Source organism: Pseudomonas sp. RW3S2 (genome assembly GCF_014268955.1).
Classification (GTDB): Bacteria; Pseudomonadota; Gammaproteobacteria; order Pseudomonadales; family Pseudomonadaceae; genus Aquipseudomonas; species Aquipseudomonas wayambapalatensis.
This window is the reverse complement of the sequence record NZ_JABWRM010000001.1, coordinates 294,933-314,210: the sequence shown is the minus strand read 5'-3', so window position 1 is coordinate 314,210 and position 19,278 is coordinate 294,933. Positions and strand designations below refer to the sequence as shown.

Annotated in this window: 22 protein-coding genes and 2 tRNA genes; 6 read left to right on the top strand and 18 right to left on the bottom strand. The window is 60.6% G+C overall.

Annotation, left to right across the window (positions count from 1 at the left end; all coding sequences use genetic code 11):
• The 14 genes from pal to HU748_RS01430 all read right to left on the bottom strand — a co-directional run bounded on the left by pal (window position 1) and on the right by HU748_RS01430 (window position 11,026).
• Complete coding sequence (gene pal, locus HU748_RS01495) at window positions 1–498, bottom strand: peptidoglycan-associated lipoprotein Pal (RefSeq protein WP_023381906.1); 498 nt, start codon at window positions 496–498, stop codon at window positions 1–3.
• Between the two features lie 53 nt (window positions 499–551).
• Entirely contained in the window at window positions 552–1,823 is a 1,272-nt protein-coding gene (tolB, locus tag HU748_RS01490; RefSeq protein ID WP_054890993.1) for a Tol-Pal system beta propeller repeat protein TolB, read from the bottom strand.
• Between the two features lie 26 nt (window positions 1,824–1,849).
• Window positions 1,850–2,917, bottom strand: a complete 1,068-nt coding sequence (gene tolA / locus HU748_RS01485; RefSeq protein ID WP_186718922.1) for a cell envelope integrity protein TolA — start codon at window positions 2,915–2,917, stop codon at window positions 1,850–1,852.
• Complete coding sequence (tolR, locus tag HU748_RS01480; protein WP_012315816.1) at window positions 2,917–3,369, bottom strand: protein TolR; 453 nt, start codon at window positions 3,367–3,369, stop codon at window positions 2,917–2,919. The genes tolA and tolR overlap by 1 nt, the downstream gene beginning before the upstream one ends.
• Window positions 3,370–3,383: 14 nt before the next feature.
• Entirely contained in the window at window positions 3,384–4,079 is a 696-nt protein-coding gene (gene tolQ / locus HU748_RS01475; protein ID WP_054890996.1) for a protein TolQ, read from the bottom strand.
• 2 nt (window positions 4,080–4,081) lie between these two features.
• Window positions 4,082–4,534 (bottom strand): tol-pal system-associated acyl-CoA thioesterase, encoded by a 453-nt coding sequence (gene ybgC, locus HU748_RS01470; RefSeq protein WP_186667177.1) that lies wholly within the window; start codon window positions 4,532–4,534, stop codon window positions 4,082–4,084.
• Between the two features lie 125 nt (window positions 4,535–4,659).
• Complete coding sequence (gene ruvB / locus HU748_RS01465) at window positions 4,660–5,706, bottom strand: Holliday junction branch migration DNA helicase RuvB (RefSeq protein ID WP_186718917.1); 1,047 nt, start codon at window positions 5,704–5,706, stop codon at window positions 4,660–4,662.
• Window positions 5,703–6,320, bottom strand: coding sequence for a Holliday junction branch migration protein RuvA (gene ruvA / locus HU748_RS01460; protein WP_186667178.1), 618 nt, complete (start codon window positions 6,318–6,320; stop codon window positions 5,703–5,705). The genes ruvB and ruvA overlap by 4 nt, the downstream gene beginning before the upstream one ends.
• Before the next feature lie 109 nt (window positions 6,321–6,429).
• A complete protein-coding gene (ruvC, locus tag HU748_RS01455) occupies window positions 6,430–6,954 on the bottom strand; it encodes a crossover junction endodeoxyribonuclease RuvC (RefSeq protein WP_054891000.1) in 525 nt (174 codons plus the stop codon).
• Between the two features lie 64 nt (window positions 6,955–7,018).
• Window positions 7,019–7,765 (bottom strand): YebC/PmpR family DNA-binding transcriptional regulator, encoded by a 747-nt coding sequence (locus tag HU748_RS01450; protein ID WP_186718908.1) that lies wholly within the window; start codon window positions 7,763–7,765, stop codon window positions 7,019–7,021.
• A gap of 109 nt (window positions 7,766–7,874) precedes the next feature.
• Window positions 7,875–9,650, bottom strand: coding sequence for an aspartate--tRNA ligase (aspS, locus tag HU748_RS01445; protein WP_054891002.1), 1,776 nt, complete (start codon window positions 9,648–9,650; stop codon window positions 7,875–7,877).
• 94 nt (window positions 9,651–9,744) lie between these two features.
• Window positions 9,745–9,963, bottom strand: coding sequence for a zinc ribbon domain-containing protein (locus tag HU748_RS01440; RefSeq protein ID WP_186718907.1), 219 nt, complete (start codon window positions 9,961–9,963; stop codon window positions 9,745–9,747).
• A gap of 92 nt (window positions 9,964–10,055) precedes the next feature.
• Window positions 10,056–10,373 (bottom strand): ribbon-helix-helix domain-containing protein, encoded by a 318-nt coding sequence (locus HU748_RS01435; protein WP_186667180.1) that lies wholly within the window; start codon window positions 10,371–10,373, stop codon window positions 10,056–10,058.
• 179 nt (window positions 10,374–10,552) lie between these two features.
• A complete protein-coding gene (locus HU748_RS01430; RefSeq protein WP_023381917.1) occupies window positions 10,553–11,026 on the bottom strand; it encodes a Dps family protein in 474 nt (157 codons plus the stop codon).
• A gap of 280 nt (window positions 11,027–11,306) precedes the next feature.
• On the opposite strand from HU748_RS01430, the gene HU748_RS26560 reads away from it, so the two are divergent.
• Window positions 11,307–11,900, top strand: a complete 594-nt coding sequence (locus tag HU748_RS26560) for a cold-shock protein (RefSeq protein WP_186667181.1) — start codon at window positions 11,307–11,309, stop codon at window positions 11,898–11,900.
• Window positions 11,901–11,918: 18 nt separating this feature from the next.
• Here HU748_RS26560 and HU748_RS01420 read toward each other — a convergent pair whose 3' ends face one another.
• The 3 genes from HU748_RS01420 to HU748_RS01410 form a co-directional block, all read right to left on the bottom strand.
• Window positions 11,919–12,125: a SlyX family protein gene (locus HU748_RS01420; protein ID WP_065862241.1), complete on the bottom strand. Its 207-nt coding sequence runs from the start codon at window positions 12,123–12,125 to the stop codon at window positions 11,919–11,921.
• A gap of 3 nt (window positions 12,126–12,128) precedes the next feature.
• Window positions 12,129–12,548, bottom strand: a complete 420-nt coding sequence (locus HU748_RS01415) for an HIT domain-containing protein (RefSeq protein ID WP_186667182.1) — start codon at window positions 12,546–12,548, stop codon at window positions 12,129–12,131.
• Between the two features lie 203 nt (window positions 12,549–12,751).
• A complete protein-coding gene (locus HU748_RS01410; RefSeq protein WP_186718905.1) occupies window positions 12,752–12,904 on the bottom strand; it encodes a hypothetical protein in 153 nt (50 codons plus the stop codon).
• Between the two features lie 389 nt (window positions 12,905–13,293).
• Here HU748_RS01410 and HU748_RS01405 point away from each other — a divergent pair, with 389 nt between their 5' ends.
• From HU748_RS01405 to HU748_RS01395, 3 genes are all read left to right on the top strand, one after another.
• Window positions 13,294–14,598: an OprD family porin gene (locus HU748_RS01405; protein ID WP_186718904.1), complete on the top strand. Its 1,305-nt coding sequence runs from the start codon at window positions 13,294–13,296 to the stop codon at window positions 14,596–14,598.
• 159 nt (window positions 14,599–14,757) lie between these two features.
• On the top strand, window positions 14,758–16,473 hold the full coding sequence (locus tag HU748_RS01400) for a proline--tRNA ligase (protein WP_186667184.1): 1,716 nt from the start codon (window positions 14,758–14,760) through the stop codon (window positions 16,471–16,473).
• Window positions 16,474–16,493: 20 nt separating this feature from the next.
• The gene (locus tag HU748_RS01395; RefSeq protein WP_186667185.1) at window positions 16,494–17,447 is read left to right on the top strand and encodes a hypothetical protein; all 954 of its coding nucleotides are present in this window, start codon (window positions 16,494–16,496) and stop codon (window positions 17,445–17,447) included.
• A gap of 30 nt (window positions 17,448–17,477) precedes the next feature.
• Here the strand turns inward: HU748_RS01395 and dinB are convergent, their stop codons facing one another.
• Window positions 17,478–18,536, bottom strand: a complete 1,059-nt coding sequence (dinB, locus tag HU748_RS01390) for a DNA polymerase IV (RefSeq protein WP_186719102.1) — start codon at window positions 18,534–18,536, stop codon at window positions 17,478–17,480.
• A gap of 250 nt (window positions 18,537–18,786) precedes the next feature.
• On the opposite strand from dinB, the gene HU748_RS01385 reads away from it, so the two are divergent.
• Both HU748_RS01385 and HU748_RS01380 read left to right on the top strand, forming a co-directional pair.
• A tRNA-Met gene (locus HU748_RS01385) sits at window positions 18,787–18,863 on the top strand.
• Between the two features lie 121 nt (window positions 18,864–18,984).
• A tRNA-Met gene (locus tag HU748_RS01380) sits at window positions 18,985–19,061 on the top strand.
• The last annotated feature ends 217 nt before the right edge of the window (window positions 19,062–19,278 follow it).

Below are 19,278 nucleotides of genomic sequence, written 5' to 3'. Positions count from 1 at the left end.
TTACTTACGCAGTTCTACGCGGCGGTTCTGAGCCCAGGACTGCTCGTCGTTGCCGGTAGCAACTGGACGCTCTTCGCCGTAGGAAACCAGTTCCAGCTGAGCAGGGGAAACGCCCTGCAGAACCAGGTAGCGCTGAACGGCCTTGGCACGACGCTCGCCCAGAGCCATGTTGTACTCGCGGGTACCGCGCTCGTCGGTGTTACCTTCCAGAACAACACGGTTGCCGTTGGCTTTCAGGTCCTTGGCGTGAACGTCCAGGGCGCGCATGGCTTCTGGCTTCAGATCCGAGCTGTCGTATTCGAAGTAGAAGGTGGTGATTGCGCGCAGGGCGGCTTCTTCGCTCAGGGAACCGTCAACAGCGCCGGTGTTTGCACCGTAGCCAGCGTTCGGGTCAACAGCGCCTTCGCCAGCGTTGTCACCGCCCTTGGAGGAGCAACCTACAGCTACGGCCATGGCCAGAGCCAGCGCAGCGAATTTACCAAACTTCAGCATTTCCATCGTGAAACTCCTAATGAAACCCCAGTGTGTTAAGCAAAATTGTTACGCCGCAATCAGTTCAGGTAGGGGGACCAGGACGGTTCTCTGACTTCGCCTTGAGCGGTAGGAAGTGGGAGCCTCACACGGCCGTTAAGCGACACGAGCATCAAGACTCCCCGGCCCTGCTGGCGGGTGGCGTAGATTAGCATGGTGCCGTTAGGCGCAACAGTGGGAGACTCATCAAGACTCGTTTCAGAAAGAATCTTTACACTTCCCCGTTGCAAGTCCTGAGCAGCCACCTTGAAGTTGGTGAAACCTTCCTGGCGATGAATCATAACCAGGGTCTTTTCATCCGCCGACAGTTTCGGGTTGGCATTGTAGTTGCCAACGAAGGTCACACGCTCGGCGCCACCGCCACCTACCGAAGTCTTGTAGATCTGTGGCTTGCCACCACGGTCGGAAGTGAAGTACAGCGTGTTGCCATCCTTGCCCCAGAACGGCTCGGTATTGATACCAGGACCTGCAGTGACACGGCTGATCTGACGCGACCCCATGTTCATCACATAGATGTCCGGGTTGCCGTCCTTGGACAGCACGAACGCCAGGCGATTGCCATCGGGCGACCAGGCTGGTGCACCGTTGAGGCCTTCGAAGTTGGTGATCTGCTCGCGGCGACCGGTGTCGATGTGCTGGACGAAGATACGTGGACGCTTCTGCTCGAACGAGACATAGGCGATACGCTTGCCATCAGGTGCAAAACGCGGCGACAGGATGGGCTCGCGCGACTGCAGCAGCGTCACTGCACGGGCACCGTCATAGTCGGAACGCTGCAGGGTGTAGCGGGTGTTGTTGGTCGAGAATCGCTCGGCAGTCACGTACAGCATGCGAGTGGAGAACGCACCCTTGATACCGGTGAGCTTCTCGAACGACTGGTCGGCGATGTAGTGCGCCATGTCGCGCAACTGATCGACGCCACCACCGACACTGCCGGTCAGCACCTGTTGCTCGGTTGCAACGTTGAACAGCGCGTAGCTGATCTGCAGGCGACCACCGGACGGCACGATGCTACCGACCATCACGTACTGGGCACCCAGCGCCTTCCAGTCGCGGAAGATGACTTCGCTGGCCTGGGTCGGCTGGCTGATCATGTTCTGCCGCGGGATGGGCGCGTAGTAGCCGGAGTTGCGCAGATCGTTGCCGATGATGTCGGCCATGTCTTCCGGCAGCACGCTGCCACCCTGCAGACCGAACGGCACTACCGCGATGGGCGTGGCCCGGTCGCTGCCGCTGGTGACCAGGATGTTCTTTTCCTCTGCCACGGCCATGCCTGCCACGCAGCAGAGCATGACCAGCAGTCCTCTCAGACGTTTAATCACAACGCTAGATCCTCAGGTGTAAATGTCATCTTGAACGAACGATACGGATTGAACTCGTTCGGCTTCAAGCCCTGCATTTCAGTCAACCGGCCAATGTTCTTCACCGCGGCCACGGCCGAGCTGTCGAACGGACCGTCGCCACTGGACTTGGCCACGCTCACATTGGTGATCGTGCCGTCCGGCAGCATGTTGATCTGCAGGACTACCGTCATGCCCCTGCGCGCGGATGGCGGACGCGCCCAACCTTCGGCCGCACGCATGCGGATGAGGTCGTCGAAATCACCTGCCACCTGGTCGCCTTGCTCATCGGCCAGTGCCTGCTGACGCTCGGTGGTGTCGGACAGCAACTCGGCCAGGGCCTGAGCCTTCTTGTCTTCAGCCGCCTTGCGGGCCGCATCCTGTGCCTTTTTCTTCTGTGCATCCGCAGCGGCTTTCTTCTTCGCCTCTTCGGCTGCCTTCTTCTTCGCTTCCTCGGCCGCCGCTGCTTTCTTCTTGGCGTCCTCGGCTGCTTTTTTCTTGGCGTCTTCGGCGGCTTTCTTCTTCGCCTCCTCGGCGGCCGCTTTCTTGGCTTCTTCCTCAGCCTGCTTCTTGGCCTCTTCCTCGGCCTTTTTCTTGGCGATATCCGCTTGCTGCTTCTTCGCTTCCTCGGCCTTCTTCTGCTCGGCGGCTTTCTTCGCTTCCGCAGCCTTGGCGGCGTCTTCAGCTTTCTTAGCCTCGGCGGCTTCGCGGGCTTCCTCGGCCTTTTGAGCGGCGTCGGCTTTCTTTTGTTCCGCGGCCTTCACAGCTTCCTGCTCGACCTTCTTCTGCTCCATCTGCTCGACTTCAGTCTGGCGTGAAGCCGTTTTCTTGGCTTCCCCGGCAATCTTCTGATTGGTCTGGGTGGTCGCCTGACTCTTGGACTTGAGCTGATAGAGCGTAGCCTGGACGATAGGCTTGGAAGGCGGCAGTTCGGGGGTCATGGCGAAGCTGACGAACAGCAGGCCGAACACCAGCACATGCAGGCCAATGGCCCAGACGCTGGGCCAGAAGTAGCTTTCCGAGGCAGATGGCTCTCGCTGTTGCATCAGGGCGCCTCGGTAATCAGGCCAACGTTACCGACACCGGCTTTCTGCAACCCGCCCATGGCGCCCATGACCGCGCCGTAGTCGACGGCCTTGTCACCCCGGATAAACACCTGGGTCTGTTTGCCCTGGTCACGGCCGGCAGCAATGATCTTGGTCACCGCGCTGGTCATTTCCGGCAGGGTCATCGCCTTGTCCATCTGCTTGTCGGTATCGACTTCGCTACCGAGGTTCCAGTAGTAGGTTTTGTCGGCCTTGATCGAGATGGTGAGGATCTGGACGTTGTTGTCCTGCGGCAAGGCTTCGCTGGAAACCTTGGGCAGGTCGACCTTCACGCCCTGGTTGAGCATGGGTGCGGTCACCATGAAGATGACCAGCAGCACCAGCATCACGTCGATGTAGGGCACCACGTTCATCTCGGCGACCGGCTTGCGTTTGTGGCGAACTCGGGCCATGGATGTCTACCTGATCACTCTTCGCTGGTGTGTACTTTGCGGTGCAGGATCGCCTGGAACTCATCGGCGAACGTGTAGTAGCGACCGATCAGTGTTTCGCTGCGTGCAGCGAAACGGTTGTAGGCGATGACTGCCGGGATCGCGGCGAACAGGCCGATCGCGGTGGCAATCAGTGCCTCGGCAATGCCGGGCGCCACGGTGGCAAGGGTGGCCTGCTGGGCGCTGGCCAGGCCACGGAAGGAGTTCATGATGCCCCATACGGTACCGAACAGACCGATATACGGGCTGGTGGAACCGACGGTAGCCAGGAACGGCAGGCTCTGCTCGAGTTTCTCTTCCTCGCGGGAGATGGCCACACGCATGGCGCGCCCCACCCCTTCCATGACCGCATCAGGGTCGACGCCCGGCTGCTGGCGCAGGCGCGAAAACTCCTTGAAGCCGGCGCGGAAGACCTGCTCGACACCCGAATCCGGATCAGGGTTGCTGCCGGCCTGGCGATACAGTTTGGACAGGTCGATGCCCGACCAGAAACGCTCTTCGAACGCGTCCAGCGCACGACGACCGGCGCGCAGCATGGTGCTGCGCTGGAAGATCATGATCCAAGAGGTCACCGAGGCTGCCACGAGAGTCAGCATCACCAGCTGAACCACCACACTGGCATTGGCGACCAGGCTCCACATGGAGGTATGGTCGACGACGTTTGCTTCCACGCTTATTCTCCTGCGTTCGATTGAGTACCCATGCCGTCCGCCATGAAAGCGTCGCGCAGTTCAGGGGGAATGGCCCGGGGTTTGAAAGTGTCGGCGCGCACGGCGGCCACCAGGAACTGCCCTTCGCAAAGCAGTGTTTCATCCGTTTCCCGCCAGACCTGCTGCACGAAGCGCAGGCTGGCGCGATTCAATTCAAGTACTTGTGCGGTTACCCGCAACGCATCGTCCAACCGTGCCGGCGCGTGGTAGCGCGCCTCGCTGGAGTGGACGACGAACAATAGATTCTGTTCCGCCAGCTCGGACTGGGAAAACCCCAGGTGCCGCAACCTCTCGGTGCGTGCACGTTCCATGAATTTCAGGTAGTTGACGTAGTACACCACCCCGCCTGCGTCAGTATCCTCGTAATAGACGCGACAACGATGAGCGAACGGGTCCTGCCGATTTTGCGCGCGCATACTCTAGTGCTTACTCCTCAGCTTGCCAATCCGCCCCGGCAACTGTTTTTTCAGGGGAAATGTCGTATTGCCAGCGCTATCGCAAAGTGCCAGCGCTAGGACCACGAAAACCCCAATTCGATCTGTCACTGATCGTCAGGATCAGAAAATTCTCCGCCCTCTGCAAAGCGCCCCGGAATGTTCAGGCCGAAATGCAGGTAGGCGTGACGGGTGACCACGCGGCCACGCGGTGTACGCATGATGTAGCCCTGCTGGATCAGGTACGGCTCGAGGACATCCTCGATGGTGTGCCGCTCTTCGCTGATCGCAGCCGCCAGGTTGTCCACACCGACCGGTCCGCCATCGAATTTCTCGATCATGGTCAGCAGCAGGCGCCGGTCGGAATGGTCGAAACCGCGCTCGTCGACATCCAGCAGGTTCAACGCCTTGTCGGCGATTTCCTTGGTGATCTGGCCCTTTGCACGCACCTCGGCGTAGTCACGCACGCGGCGTAGCAGGCGGTTGGCGATCCGCGGCGTACCGCGGGCGCGACGGGCGATCTCGAAAGCGCCCTTGTCTTCGATGGCAAGCCCCAGGATGTTCGCCGACCGGCTGACGATGGTCGCCAGGTCCTGGTTGCTGTAGAACTCCAGGCGCTGGACGATGCCGAAACGGTCACGCAGCGGGTTGGTGAGCATCCCGGCCCGGGTGGTCGCACCAACCAGGGTGAACGGCGGCAGGTCGAGCTTGATCGAGCGTGCGGCAGGCCCCTCACCGATCATGATGTCGAGCTGGAAGTCCTCCATCGCCGGGTAGAGCACCTCCTCGACCACTGGCGAGAGGCGATGGATTTCATCGATGAACAGCACGTCGTGCGGCTCGAGATTGGTCAGCATCGCCGCCAGATCACCCGGACGCTCGAGGATGGGGCCGGACGTGCTCTTGACCGAAACCCCCATCTCGTGGGCGATGATATTGGCAAGGGTGGTCTTGCCCAGACCGGGCGGACCGAAGATCAAGGTGTGATCGAGGGACTCGTTGCGGCCACGGGCGGCCTGGATGAACAGGCCCATCTGCTCGCGCACCACCGGCTGGCCGATGTACTCGTCCAGGCTCAACGGGCGAATGGCGCGGTCCTGGACCTCTTCGCGGTCGCGCCCGCTGGCGGCGATCAGGCGGTCGGCTTCGATCACTTGACGATCATCCCTTTGAGGCTATGGCGAATCAGCTCCTCGCTGCTCATGTTTGCCTTGTCCTTGATCGCCGACACTGCCTTGCTCGCTTCCTGCGGTTTGTAGCCCAGCGAAATCAGGGCGCTGACCGCATCGGCTTCGGCACTGGAGGTGCTGGCCACCGGAAGTGGGCCATCAGACACCAGGGTGAACATCGCCGGCGAGGTTTCCCAGGCCTTGAAACGGTCCTTGAGCTCGACCAGCAGGCGCTCGGCGGTCTTCTTGCCAACGCCCGGTACGCGCACCAGAGCCGACGCATCCTGGGCCTGCACGCAGCGCACCAGCTCATCGACCTCGAGGCCCGACATCAACGCCAGAGCCAGCTTCGGGCCGACGCCATTGAGGCGGATCAGCTCGCGGAACAGTTCCCGCTCGCGCTTCTCGAAGAAGCCATAGAGCAGGTGGGCATCTTCGCGGACCACCAGATGGGTGTGCAGCGTCACCGCTTCGCCGACCTTGGGCAGGCGGTACAGCGTCGTCATCGGCACCTCCAGCTCATAACCCAGGCCATTGACATCGATAATCAGGTGCGGCGGTTGTTTTTCCGCCAGGGTGCCACGCAAACGTCCAATCACGTTCGGATCCTTTCTCTCGGGCGTCTGGTCGGTGACCGGACAACCCTATCAGCAAATGCGGCGGGTGAGCGTGTCACCCGGACAAAATGTGTATCAGGGCATGAAGCTGTTACAGACGCAAGCGCCCACCGCGCCGGCGTGCAGTGGCCAGGCCGTGGGGCACCAGGCTGGAGCGTGTATGGGCGTGGCACAGGGCGATGGCCAAGGCGTCGGAGGCGTCGATCTGCGGCTTCTGCGTCAGCTTGAGCAGGTGCATGACCATCAGCATGACCTGATCCTTGTTCGCCCCGCCCGTACCGGCCACTGACTGCTTGACCTGGCTGGCCGTGTATTCGGCGATCTCCAGGCCCGCCTCGGCGGCGGCGACGATGGCTGCACCACGGGCCTGGCCAAGCTTGAGCGCCGAATCGGCATTGCGCGCCATGAACACCCGCTCGATGCCCATGGTGACGGGACCATGCAGGCGAATCACCTCGCTGACGCCGCGAAACACGATCTGCAGCCGCTCATGCAACTCGCCGCCACCCGTGCGGATGCAACCGGAGGCCACGTACTCGCACCCCCGCGGCGTGTGGCGCACCACACCATAACCGGTGATTCGCGAGCCGGGGTCGATACCAAGAATCAGCGTCATAAAGCCTGCGGTTCTTTACACATTTCACTGGCCCGCGAAGAGACCCTGAAGACCAAGGAGAACCTTAGCCGAGTTTTTCCATGATCTCGTCGGATATCTGCGCATTGGAGTAGACGTTCTGCACGTCGTCCAGGTCCTCGAGCATATCGATCAGCTTGAGCACCTTCTCCGCGCCGTCCTGGTCCAGCTCGGCACTGGTGGTCGGCTGCATGACGATTTCTGCGTCGGCGGCCTTGAAGCCCGCCTCTTCCAGCGCATTGCGCACGGCGTAGAAGCTATTGAAGGACGTGAAGACGTCGAAGGAGCCATCGTCATTGCCAACCACATCATCGGCATCGGCTTCCATGGCCGCTTCGATCAGCGACTCTTCATCGACGCCCGGCGCAAAGCTGATCTGCCCCTTGCGCTCGAACAGATAGGCCACCGAGCCATCGGTACCGAGGTTGCCGCCGCACTTGGTGAACGCATGGCGCACAGCTGCTGCTGTGCGGTTGCGGTTGTCGGTCATGGCCTCGACCATGATCGCCACGCCACCGGGACCGTAACCCTCGTAGCTGAGCTCTTCGACGTTGTCGCTTTCGTTGGTGCCGGCCCCGCGCGCGACCGCACGATCGATGATATCGCGGCTCATGTTGGCACCCAGCGCCTTGTCCAGCGCCAACCGCAGCCGGGGATTGGAGGCCGGATCACCACCACCCTGCTTGGCAGCGACGGTCAGTTCGCGAATCCACTTGGTGAAGATCTTGCCTCTCTTGGCATCCTGGCGTTCTTTGCGGTGCTTGATGTTCGCCCACTTGGAATGACCGGCCATAACGACTCCAAATCCTTGAAACAGAAACAGGTTCCGCCCCGAAGGGCGGAACGCGGAAAATCCTGCGCACAAGCGCGAAGCGCCCCGAATCCGGGGCGCCTGCGGTTGGTTACTCGACCTTGGTCTGCTCACGCAGACGGATGTGCAGCTCGCGCAGAGCCTTGGCATCGACCAGGCCCGGGGCCTGGGTCATGACGCACGCAGCGCTCTGGGTTTTCGGGAACGCGATCACTTCGCGAATCGACTGGGCGCCAGTCATCAGCATGACCAGGCGATCCAGGCCGAAGGCCAGGCCACCGTGTGGCGGGGCGCCGAACTTCAGGGCGTCGAGCAGGAAGCCGAACTTCTCTTCCTGTTCCGCCGCCTCGATACCCAACAGGCGGAAGACGGCCTGCTGCATCTCTTTGCGATGGATACGGATCGAACCGCCACCCAGCTCGGTGCCGTTGAGCACCATGTCGTAGGCACGCGACAAGGCGGTGGCCGGGTTGGCCTCCAGCTCTTCAGGGGTGCACTTGGGCGCAGTGAACGGGTGGTGCAGCGCGGTGAAGCTGCCGTCTTCGTTCTCCTCGAACATCGGGAAGTCGACGACCCACATCGGTGCCCACTCGCAGGTGAGCAGGTTGAAGTCGTGACCCAGCTTGATACGCAGCGCGCCCAGGGCCTCGCTGACGACCTTGAACTTGTCGGCACCGAAGAACACGATGTCGCCATCGACCGCGCCGACGCGATCGAGGATCACGTTGAGGTTGGCCTCAGGGATGTTCTTGACGATCGGCGACTGCAGGCCCTCGACGCCCTTGGCGCGCTCGTTGACCTTGATGTACGCCAGGCCTTTGGCACCGTAGATGCCGACGAACTTGGTGTACTCGTCGATCTTGCTGCGCGGCATGGCAGCGCCACCCGGCAGGCGCAGGGCAGTGACGCGGCACTTCGGATCGTTGGCAGGGCCTGCGAAGACCTTGAAGTCGACGTCCTTGAGCTGGTCGGCAACATCGACCAGTTCCAGCGGGATGCGCAGGTCCGGCTTGTCGGAGCCATAACGACGCATGGCTTCCTCGAAGGTCATGTGCGGGAAGTCGCCGAACTCGAGGTCGAGCACTTCCTTGAACAGCTTGCGGATCATGCTCTCGGTGAGGCCCATGATCTCGGACTCGTCGAGGAAGCTGGTCTCGATGTCGATCTGGGTGAATTCCGGCTGGCGGTCAGCGCGCAGGTCTTCGTCACGGAAGCACTTGGCAATCTGGTAGTAGCGGTCGAAGCCGGCCACCATCAGCAGTTGCTTGAACAGCTGGGGCGACTGCGGCAGGGCGAAGAAGCTGCCTGCGTGGGTGCGGCTCGGCACCAGGTAGTCGCGCGCGCCTTCCGGAGTGGCACGGGTCAGGATCGGCGTTTCGACGTCGAGGAAGCCGTTCTCGTCGAGGAAGCGGCGGATGCTGCTGGTGATGCGCGAACGCAGACGCAGCTTGTCGGCCATTTCCGGGCGACGCAGGTCGATGAAACGATAGCGCAGGCGGGTTTCTTCGCCGACGTCAGAGTATTCGTTCAGCGGGAATGGCGGGGTTTCAGCTTCGTTGAGCACGTTCAGCTGGTAGCCGAGGATCTCGATGGCACCGGAGGCCATGTTCGCGTTCACCGCACCGTCCGGGCGCTTGCGCACCTTGCCGGTGATCTGCACCACGTATTCGCTGCGCACGCGGTCGGCAGCGGCGAAGGTTTCGGCGCGATCCGGATCGAACACGACCTGGGCCATGCCTTCGCGGTCACGGATGTCGAGGAAGATCACCCCGCCGTGGTCGCGACGACGATGGACCCAGCCGCAAAGGGTGACTTCCTGGCCGTCCAGGCTCTCGTTCAGTTGGCCGCAATAATGGCTGCGCATCATGATCGTGGTTTCGCTTCTCGTGATTCGTGTATTCGGTGGAGGTCTTGTCCGCCCTGAGGGCTAATAGTGCAAGACCCTGTCGCTGCAATTCAACTCAGTCGGCCTTGTCGCCGGCCAGGTTCTTCTTAGCCCCGGTCTTGAAGTCGGTCTCGTACCAGCCATTGCCACTCATGCGAAAGCCGGGTACCGACAACAGTTTTTTCAGGGCCGGCGCCTGGCATGCCGGACAATCGGTCAATGGCGCGGCGCTGATTTTCTGCAACACCTCCATGCGGTGGTCGCAGGAAGCACATTGATAGTCATAAAGGGGCATGGAAGTCTCTCGTCAACCACAACGCTGGCTGCCGGGGCAGCAAAAAGCGGGATTATATATGGTTAAGGAGTGCTGTGCAGCCCGCCCGGCGATCAGCGCGCACTTGGCGGATCAAGTAACCAGGCCACACAGATGACCCGAATCAGCCCACTGAAATTACGCACCCCTCCCTGGCGCAGGTGCACCTCCCGATCAACGTAGGACAGCACAGCGCTCACCGAACAGTGATTGGCCTCGGCGATACGCTCCAGAATACGCCAGTAGACCGCCTCGAGCCGAAGGCAAGTGGCAAAACCATTGAGCCTTACCGACCGCGAGACCGGTACGATCTGCAACATGTCGAAATCACCTCTGAACGGATCATGACAATCCCTGCCTGGCCAACCGCCGTGCCTGTTTGCTTGCGCCATGGTGCTGCTCCCTATTGCCGATCACTTCACGCCCTGCGCAAGAAGCCTCAGGGTGTTTCAATGAAGCGCCGTTCCGGCGTTGCAGAGCAGCAGCAAGGGTTTCCCCATAATGAAAAAGCCCGGCATCGCTAGGCGATACCGGGCTCTATGAACAAGTCTGGCCGCAGGCCAGCGCATCATTATTTGCCGTCGAGCAGCACTCGCAGCATCCAGGCGGTCTTTTCGTGCACCTGCATGCGCTGGGTGAGCAGGTCGGCGGTCGGCTCGTCACTGACCTTGTCCACCACCGGGAAGATGCTGCGCGCCGTGCGCACCACCGCTTCTTGCCCCTGGACCAGCTGGCGGATCATCTCATCGGCAGCAGGCACCCCTTCTTCCTCCTTGATCGAGGAGTGACGCGCATAGAATGCATAGGAACCCGGCGCCGGGAACCCCAGCGCGCGAATACGTTCGGCGATCGAATCGACCGCCAGGGCCAACTCGTTGTACTGCTCCTCGAACATCAGGTGCAGGGTTCGGAACGACGGACCGGTGACGTTCCAGTGGAAGTTGTGGGTTTTCAGATACAGCACATAGGTGTCCGACAGCAGGCGGGACAACCCTTCGACGATGGACTTGCGATCTTCTTCGCTGATACCGATATCGATTGCCATGAATCTCCCCTTTCTATAAGGCTTGACGATCAAGCGGGCGAAAACACTGTACCAAGACTTGCAGGCAGCTGCATGTGACACAAGGCAACACATCGCCCGACCAACCCTGCGGTTTGAGAAGCCCCCGGCTTTGCTGTTAAATAGGCAGGGTGCCACCCGTGCGGACTGACAATGCCGGGTGCATAGGCTGAACAGTCACGTGATCGCGCTCTACACCTCATGCGCACCGTGCTGCCAGCTCTTCCGTGATCGGCCTTATCCATATATGTGAGCCAACCCAATGTTCAAGATCGTCCATCTGGTGACGGGCGTTGCGGCTTTGCTGCTGTCGTTCATACCCAGCCTCAGAACCGACGCCACACCCTTCCTGCAACAACCCGAAGCGGCCTACCTGGTATTCCTGGGCCTGCTCAACCTGGTCCTCGCACCGGTGGTACCGCTTTACTACCGCGGCGCGCGCCAGCAATTGCAACATCTGGCCAGCGCACTCCTGGTGCTGGCGGTGATCCTGCAAACCATCACCGTCCTCGCCCGCCCAGAGCTCGGCAGCTTGTCGGCCTTGCTCTGCGCGGCACTGGCAACGGCCCTGCACCTGGCTGCCGGCTTCGCCCGCAGCGGTCGCAAATCACGAGCCAGTCAGGTGGGCCAGCAAGATGCCAGCAAGCGCGATACCGGCACCGTGAAGTGGTTCAATACCTCGAAAGGCTTCGGATTCATCTCCCGCGACTCCGGCGATGACATCTTCGTGCACTTTCGCGCCATCCGCGGCGAAGGCCATCGCGTCCTGGTGGAAGGCCAGCGCGTGGAGTTCTCGGTAATGCACCGCGACAAAGGCCTGCAGGCCGAAGACGTGGTCGCGGTTTCACGCCGCTGATCACTCGCCTCCATCACCTCAATAATGAGGTGGTGGAGGCTCCTCCCCTCCGGCCTCGTATTGGCCGACCATCTCTTCATGACGCTTGATCAGTTCGGCGATCTGCAACTGCAGGCGCTCGATCACCCGGTTCTGACCAGCCACTTCGTCGCTGAGCGCCTGAAGGGTGTCATCCTGAAACGCCTGACGCATCTCCAGCTCGACGATTCTCGCTTCCAGTGACATGGCTCAGGCCTCCTCGAAACCTTCAAGCGCCAACCCACGCAGGCGCTGGCGGATTGCATCGACCTGCCCGTGCGCGTAGCCGAGCGCAGGCACCTTGCCCCACACTGGCGCAGGCCACGCCGCATCGCTGCGATGACGCACCACCACGTGCATATGCAACTGACTGACGACATTGCCCAGCGTGGCGACATTCATCTTGTCCGCCGTGAACTCACCCTTGAGCGCCTCGGCGAGCAAAGTGGTCTCTTTCCACAATTGCTGCTGGTCGGCCAGATCCAGATCAAAGAGCTCACTGACATCAGCACGGCGCGGCACCAGAATGAACCAGGGATAGTTGGCATCCTTGCTCAGCAAAAGACGGGACAACGGGAAATCCCCCAGCACCAGGGAATCCTGCTGCAGACGCGAATCCAGGACAAACACGGCAAACCTCCATCGACTGACACGACCCGACTCGAACGCGGGCAGAGCGCAAGGATACCTTGCTTGCAGAGCCCAGGACACGACCCACCGCCTTGCCTGGCGCCCCGAACGAGACGTACGTGCCACAAGCGGTAACACTGCGCTACTTTTCGCACCAAAATGAAGCAACGAAAAATACGCCTGTCACACCACCTCGGTACAAACTACTCAGCATCAACAGTCAGCGGTAACACCTTGACTTTCATGCCAGCTTTATTTTGCAAACGATAATCAACATCGAGGAATACCATCAGACAACCTGAACCCGTGTTTCCGGAGGTTTCAGGACGTTTTGAGAGCATTTGTGAAAAATTCATCAACGCTGATCGTTTTTGTGCACGCTTGTTGCATTCTTTTTACGCCAAGTCGGCACGGCACCTGCATTAGCCGGTGAACGCGACAAATAACAACAGCGACAAGGGATTCACCAGGGAGCTTCGAGCAGGCACGTGTTCTTTACGGAATCGTGACGGCTTTGAAGCAGCGCTGGGGTGTACGGCCCGCCTGTAGCGGGACGTGATTTGCGACATGGAAATAGCCAAAAGCGACACGACCGTAAACTTACCGAAAGGTTCCGTTTTTCATGTCGCCAAGTACAGTCAGCGTGATATACATTTTCGCCGACATAAAAAGAAAGAGCTGCCCCATATAACTAAAACACTTGGGCGCAGCGGTACTCTTCCTAAAACCAAAGGAGCAAATCACGATGCGCGTGATGAAGTGGAGCATGATCGCCCTGGCTGTTGCGGCAGGGACCTCGCAGTTCGCAGTAGCCTCTTCGCAAGATGAAGCCAAGGGCTTTGTAGAAGACAGCAAACTGAACCTGAAGACCCGCGCCATGTATATGAACCGCGACTTCAAGAATGGCGCGGGCAACATTGCCGACCCATCCAAATCCAGCGGTTTCAAGAGCGGTCACCGTGAAGACAGCGGCGCTTCGCTGCTGGGCGTCTATGAGTCCGGCTTCACCCAAGGCACCATCGGTGTCGGCGTAGACCTGATGGCCATGGGCAGCGTCAAATTCGACGGCGGCCGCGGCACCACCGGTAACGGCCTGTTCCGCACCGACAGCGACGGTCGCGCGGAAGACTCGCAAGGCAAGGGCGGCGCCGCCGTCAAGTTCCGCCTCTCCGACACCACCCTGAAATATGGCCGTCAGTTCGTCGCCAGCCCGGTGTTCGCCACCGATGACAGCCGACTGCTGCCGGAAGTCGCCGAAGGCACCCTGATCACCAGCAAAGAGATCAAGGGCCTGGAACTGAGCGTCGGTCGCTTCACCGCACTGAGCTCGCAGACCGGCATGGGCAAGGACAGCATCAACGGCAAGCGTTCCCCTGGCCTGACCTCGGCCAACATTGCCGGCGCCACCTACTCCTTCACCGATAATTTCGTCGGCACCCTGGCGGCCTCCGATGTCGACGACTACTTCAAGAAGCAGTACGTCAACCTGAACTACACCCTGCCGATCGACGACAGCCAGTCACTGAACTTCGACTTCAACGGCTATCGTACCAAGGACCAGGGCCAGGCACTGTATGGCAAACTGGACAACAAACTGTGGAGCCTGGCAGCCGCCTATAGCCTGGGCGCCCATAAGTTCACCCTGGCCTACCAGCGCTCGACCGGTGACACCAACTACCTGTACGGCGTCGACGGCAACGGCACCGTCTTCGTCTCCAACTCCATCCAGATCTCCGACTTCATCGGTCGCGAAGAGAAGTCCTGGCAGGCTCGCTACGACCTGAACATGGCTTCCTACGGCGTACCTGGCCTTAGCTTCATGGCGCGCTACGTTCACGGTGACAACATCGAGACCGCGGCGAACACCGAAGGCAAGGAAAACGAGTTCAACTTCGAGACCAAGTACGTGATCCAGGAAGGCGCCGCCAAGGACCTGTCCTTCCGCGTGCGTCACGCGATCTACCGCGCCAACAATGCGTACAACGCCGAATACGCGTCGGACAACAACGACCTGCGTCTGATCGTGGAGTACCCGCTGAGCATCCTGTAAGCCCCGGCTTGCAATGCCCCGCACCTGAAGAAGCCCGGCATCTGCCGGGCTTTTTCTTGGCTGACAAGCCGAGCGCCCTGGGGCATCCTGTACGCTTTCGTCTCGCCCCCGTACAATGCGGGGTCATTTCAAACATTCAGGCAATCGACACGGCTTCCCATGCGCACCAGTCAATATTTGCTCGCCACCCAGAAAGAAACCCCGGCAGACGCCGTTGTCATCAGCCACCAGCTGATGCTGCGCGCCGGCATGATCCGCAAGCTGGCCTCCGGCCTGTACACCTGGCTGCCAATGGGCCTGCGAGTCATGCGCAAGGTCGAGAACGTGGTGCGCGAAGAAATGAACGCCGCCGGTGCCCTTGAAGTACTGATGCCAAGCATCCAGCCAGCAGAGTTGTGGCAGGAATCCGGGCGCTGGGAGCAATACGGCCCTGAGCTACTGCGCCTGAAGGATCGCCATGACCGCGATTTCTGCGTCGGCCCGACTCACGAAGAAGTGATCACCGACCTGGCACGCAACGAGCTGTCCAGCTATAAACAGCTGCCGCTTAACATGTACCAGATCCAGACCAAGTTCCGTGACGAGATCCGTCCGCGCTTCGGCCTGATGCGCGGCCGCGAGTTCATCATGAAGGACGCCTACTCCTTCCATGCCGACCAGGCTTCCCTGCAGGAAACCTACGACCGCATGCACCAGGCGTACTCCAACATCTTTACCCGCCTGGGCCTGGACTTCCGTCCGGTGCAGGCCGACACCGGCTCTATCGGTGGCAGCTACTCCCACGAATTCCACGTCCTGGCCTCTTCCGGCGAAGACGACGTGATCTTCAGCGACACCTCCGACTACGCCGCCAACATCGAGAAAGCCGAAGCGATTCCACGGGAAACCGTGCGTCCGGCGCCAACCGAAGAACTGCGCCTGGTCGACACGCCAAACGCCAAGACCATCGCCGAACTGGTCGAGAACCACGGCCTGGCGATCGAGAAGACCGTCAAGACCCTGATCGTGCACGGCGCCGAGGAAGGCAAGCTGGTCGCCCTGATCGTGCGTGGCGACCACGAGCTGAACGAAATCAAGGCCGCCAAGCTGGAGCAGGTTGCCGACCCGCTGGTCATGGCCAGCGACGCCGAGCTGCGGGCGGCCATCGGTGCCGGCGCTGGCTCGCTCGGCCCGCTGAACCTGCCGCTGGAATGCGTCATCGACCGCTCGGTCGCCCTGATGAGCGACTTCGGCATCGGCGCCAACATCGACGACAAGCACTACTTCGGCGTGAACTGGGAGCGTGACCTGCCAGTGCCACAGGTCGCCGACCTGCGCAACGTCGTCGCTGGCGATCCGAGCCCAGACGGCCAGGGCACCCTGGTCATCAAGCGCGGCATCGAGGTGGGCCACATCTTCCAGCTCGGCACCAAGTACAGCGAAGCGCTCAAGTGCCAGGTACTGGGCGAGAACGGCAAGCCGGTAGTGCTGTCCATGGGCTGCTACGGTATCGGCGTATCCCGTGTGGTTGCCGCCGCCATCGAGCAGAGCCATGACGACAAGGGCATCATCTGGAACGACGCCCTGGCGCCCTTCCAGATCGCCCTCGTACCATTGCGCTACGAGACCGACGCCGTGCGCGAGGCAACCGACAAGCTCTACGCCGAGCTGACCGCCGCAGGCTACGAAGTGCTGCTGGACGACCGTGACAAGAAGACCAGCCCCGGCATCAAGTTCGCCGACATGGAACTGATCGGCATCCCGCACCGTATCGTCGTCAGCGACCGCGGCCTGGCCGAAGGCAACCTGGAGTACAAGCACCGCACCGAACAGGATGCCCAGCCTCTGCCGCTCAACGAAGTGCTGACCTTCCTGCAGGCCCGCATCCGCCGCTGACCACCAATGCACGAGTGAACATGTCCAAGCGAAGTACCTTTACCCTGGGGGGCGCCGCGCTCTGCGGCGCCCTGTTCCTCAGCGGCTGCGCCAACCAGATGTCCCAGCGCAGCGAGCACGAGGAACGTGTCGAGCGCAAGTTGCTCGAGCACAGTCTGCAGATCGACGTCGGCGAGCCCAAGGTGATGGAGCTTCCGCAACGACGTGTTCGCATCAATGAACAGCGACGTTTCGAGGTCACCGAGTTCGAAGTCACACGGCGCTATGACCGCTACACGCCCTACCAGCCTTGGCGGGAGATCTACGAGATCCCACTGGGTGCGGTGGCGGTGGTCGCGGGCATCGGCGCCAACGTGGTCAACGTGATCACCTTCGACAGCCTGCCGCAGAGCATGACCCACGACTGGCTGAGCTACGGTCTGGCCGGGCTCAACCCGTTCATGAACGTGCAGTCCAACGGTCGCGCGCAGCAGAATCTCGCAGGCATCAGCGAGATCCAGAAGGACAAGCGCGAGGAGTTCACCAGCCTGCCGTGGAGCGAACGCCTGGTCGAGGTCAAGGCCGGCAAGATGACCCACGAGCTGACCACCGACAAGCATGGCGTGCTGCGCCTGAACCTGCTCGACAGCCCGTTCTCGGAGCAGAACCTCAACCACATCGGCACCCTGCACCTGGCAGCGGTCGATGAGGACAACGGCATCCGTGGCGATGCCAGCCTGCTGGTGAGCGGCAACCTGCGCAACAAGCTGCTGGAAGCCCACGAATTGATCTTCGACGACCTTGAGGACGATGACGTCGGCCAGTGGGTGCATCGGGTCAAGCGCCTCTCGGAGCTGGGCCTTGAGGAGGAAGCCAGCGAGCTGGAACAGAGCCTGATCGAGCTGACACGCAACGATCCGGAACTGCAGCAGGAGTTTCTCAAGACGCTGACCAAGGAAACCGGCCGATTGGTCGCTGACCCTGGCGAGCGGTAAAAAGAAAGGGGCGCAATGCGCGCCTTTCCTTTATTGAGCTGGAAACAGCTCCAACTGCTCATGCGCTCCGCGCAGATCCCGCAACCTTACCCCTACCCCCAGCAATCTCACCGGCTTGGCGCCACGAGCAAAGGCCTGACTGAGCAACTGCCGGTAGCTTTCCAAGTCCCTCCCCGCCCCTGCTTGTTCCAGCGTGGTCTGGCTGAAGTCATGGAACTTGACCTTGACGAAAGGCTTGTCCGGCTTATAACTGCTGTCCATCCGCGCAATTCGTTCATTGAGACTGTTGAGCAGCTCAGGAATCTTTTCCAGGCAACTGGCCAGATCAGGCAGATCGTTGTCGTAGGTGTTCTCGACACTGACCGACTGACGCCGGCTGTCGGTCTGTACGATTCGTTCGTCGATGCCATGGGCGAGCCCCCACAGCCGCTCACCGAAACTACCGAACTCACGGACCAGGCTCAGGCGCGACCACTCGCGCAACGACTGGCAGGTGTCGATACCAAGCCTTGAAAGCTTGTCGGCAGTCACCTTGCCTACCCCATGCAGGCGCGCCACCGGCAGTGCGGCAACGAACTCATCGACCTGATCGGGCCTGACCACGAACAATCCATTGGGCTTGCGCCAGTCGCTGGCGATCTTGGCCAGGAACTTGTTTGGCGCGACCCCGGCGGAAACGGTGATGTGCAAGGTCTGTGCGACGCGACGGCGAATATCCTCGGCAATACGCGTGGCGCTGCCGGAGAACCATTGACTGTCTGTCACATCCAGGTAGGCCTCATCCAGCGACAAGGGCTCGATCAGGCCGGTGTAGTCGCGAAAGATCGTGTGGATTTCCCGCGAGGCCTCGCGATAGGCCTCGAAGCGCGGCTTGACGATCAACAGGTCCGGGCACAGTTTCATGGCATGGCCCGACGACATCGCCGAGCGCACCCCATAGGCCCGCGCTTCATAGTTGCAGGTGGCGATCACCCCACGCTGGCCGGGCTGACCGCCCACAGCCATCGGTCGCCCCGCCAGCCGGGGGTCGTCACGCATCTCGATCGCGGCATAAAAACAGTCACAATCAATGTGGATGATCTTGCGCAGGGACATGGATGACCGTCAGCACTGTAAATTCATACAGATATTACAGCACGACACCCGATATTCGTCAGCCCTGCTGCACCGCTGCCAGGATGATCGGCATTATCACCGCCTGCCACTCAAAACACGCCACAACCCGCGTCGTGGCTGAGGCCAAGACTATTCCAGCGACGCTAAGGGATTGAACAAAAAAGGTTTTTTGAAAATAACGCTTGACTCGCTGAAGGATCTGCGTAGAATTCGTTTCCACAGGCGCGGGATGGAGCAGCCTGGTAGCTCGTCGGGCTCATAACCCGAAGGTCGTCGGTTCAAATCCGGCTCCCGCAACCAGATTCGAGAAGAGGCCACTGTTCATACAGTGGCCTTTTTCTTTGCCCTCGAAAAAACTCGAAAAAAATCAACGATTAACACTTGACACTCAATCGTTAATCCGTAGAATGCGCACCACTGACGCGGGATGGAGCAGCCTGGTAGCTCGTCGGGCTCATAACCCGAAGGTCGTCGGTTCAAATCCGGCTCCCGCAACCATATTCGTCAGAACAGGCCCCGCCTATCCCAGGATAGTGCGGGGCTTGTTGCGTTTGTCCCTGGAAAAAACCTGTCGTACGCGCTTTGCCATTTGTCTGGCACCTCAATGAACTAACTTTAACTAACCTGAAACGGATAAACCTACTCCACCCGGAGTACTATCTGGACACGTTTTCCAAAGGGACTTTCACTTGGCCGCACGTCTCCTCCCCCTCGC

Coding starts and splice junctions, on each gene's coding strand:
- pal (WP_023381906.1), bottom strand. CDS start 498: ATGGAAATGCTGAAGTTTGGTAAATTCGCTGCGCTGGCTCTGGCCATG.
- tolB (WP_054890993.1), bottom strand. CDS start 1,823: ATGCTCTGCTGCGTGGCAGGCATGGCCGTGGCAGAGGAAAAGAACATC.
- tolA (WP_186718922.1), bottom strand. CDS start 2,917: ATGCAACAGCGAGAGCCATCTGCCTCGGAAAGCTACTTCTGGCCCAGC.
- tolR (WP_012315816.1), bottom strand. CDS start 3,369: ATGGCCCGAGTTCGCCACAAACGCAAGCCGGTCGCCGAGATGAACGTG.
- ybgC (WP_186667177.1), bottom strand. CDS start 4,534: ATGCGCGCGCAAAATCGGCAGGACCCGTTCGCTCATCGTTGTCGCGTC.
- ruvC (WP_054891000.1), bottom strand. CDS start 6,954: ATGACGCTGATTCTTGGTATCGACCCCGGCTCGCGAATCACCGGTTAT.
- HU748_RS01450 (WP_186718908.1), bottom strand. CDS start 7,765: ATGGCCGGTCATTCCAAGTGGGCGAACATCAAGCACCGCAAAGAACGC.
- aspS (WP_054891002.1), bottom strand. CDS start 9,650: ATGATGCGCAGCCATTATTGCGGCCAACTGAACGAGAGCCTGGACGGC.
- HU748_RS01440 (WP_186718907.1), bottom strand. CDS start 9,963: ATGCCCCTTTATGACTATCAATGTGCTTCCTGCGACCACCGCATGGAG.
- HU748_RS01435 (WP_186667180.1), bottom strand. CDS start 10,373: ATGGCGCAAGCAAACAGGCACGGCGGTTGGCCAGGCAGGGATTGTCAT.
- HU748_RS01430 (WP_023381917.1), bottom strand. CDS start 11,026: ATGGCAATCGATATCGGTATCAGCGAAGAAGATCGCAAGTCCATCGTC.
- HU748_RS26560 (WP_186667181.1), top strand. CDS start 11,307: ATGTTCAAGATCGTCCATCTGGTGACGGGCGTTGCGGCTTTGCTGCTG.
- HU748_RS01420 (WP_065862241.1), bottom strand. CDS start 12,125: ATGTCACTGGAAGCGAGAATCGTCGAGCTGGAGATGCGTCAGGCGTTT.
- HU748_RS01410 (WP_186718905.1), bottom strand. CDS start 12,904: ATGAATTTTTCACAAATGCTCTCAAAACGTCCTGAAACCTCCGGAAAC.
- HU748_RS01405 (WP_186718904.1), top strand. CDS start 13,294: ATGCGCGTGATGAAGTGGAGCATGATCGCCCTGGCTGTTGCGGCAGGG.
- HU748_RS01400 (WP_186667184.1), top strand. CDS start 14,758: ATGCGCACCAGTCAATATTTGCTCGCCACCCAGAAAGAAACCCCGGCA.
- HU748_RS01395 (WP_186667185.1), top strand. CDS start 16,494: ATGTCCAAGCGAAGTACCTTTACCCTGGGGGGCGCCGCGCTCTGCGGC.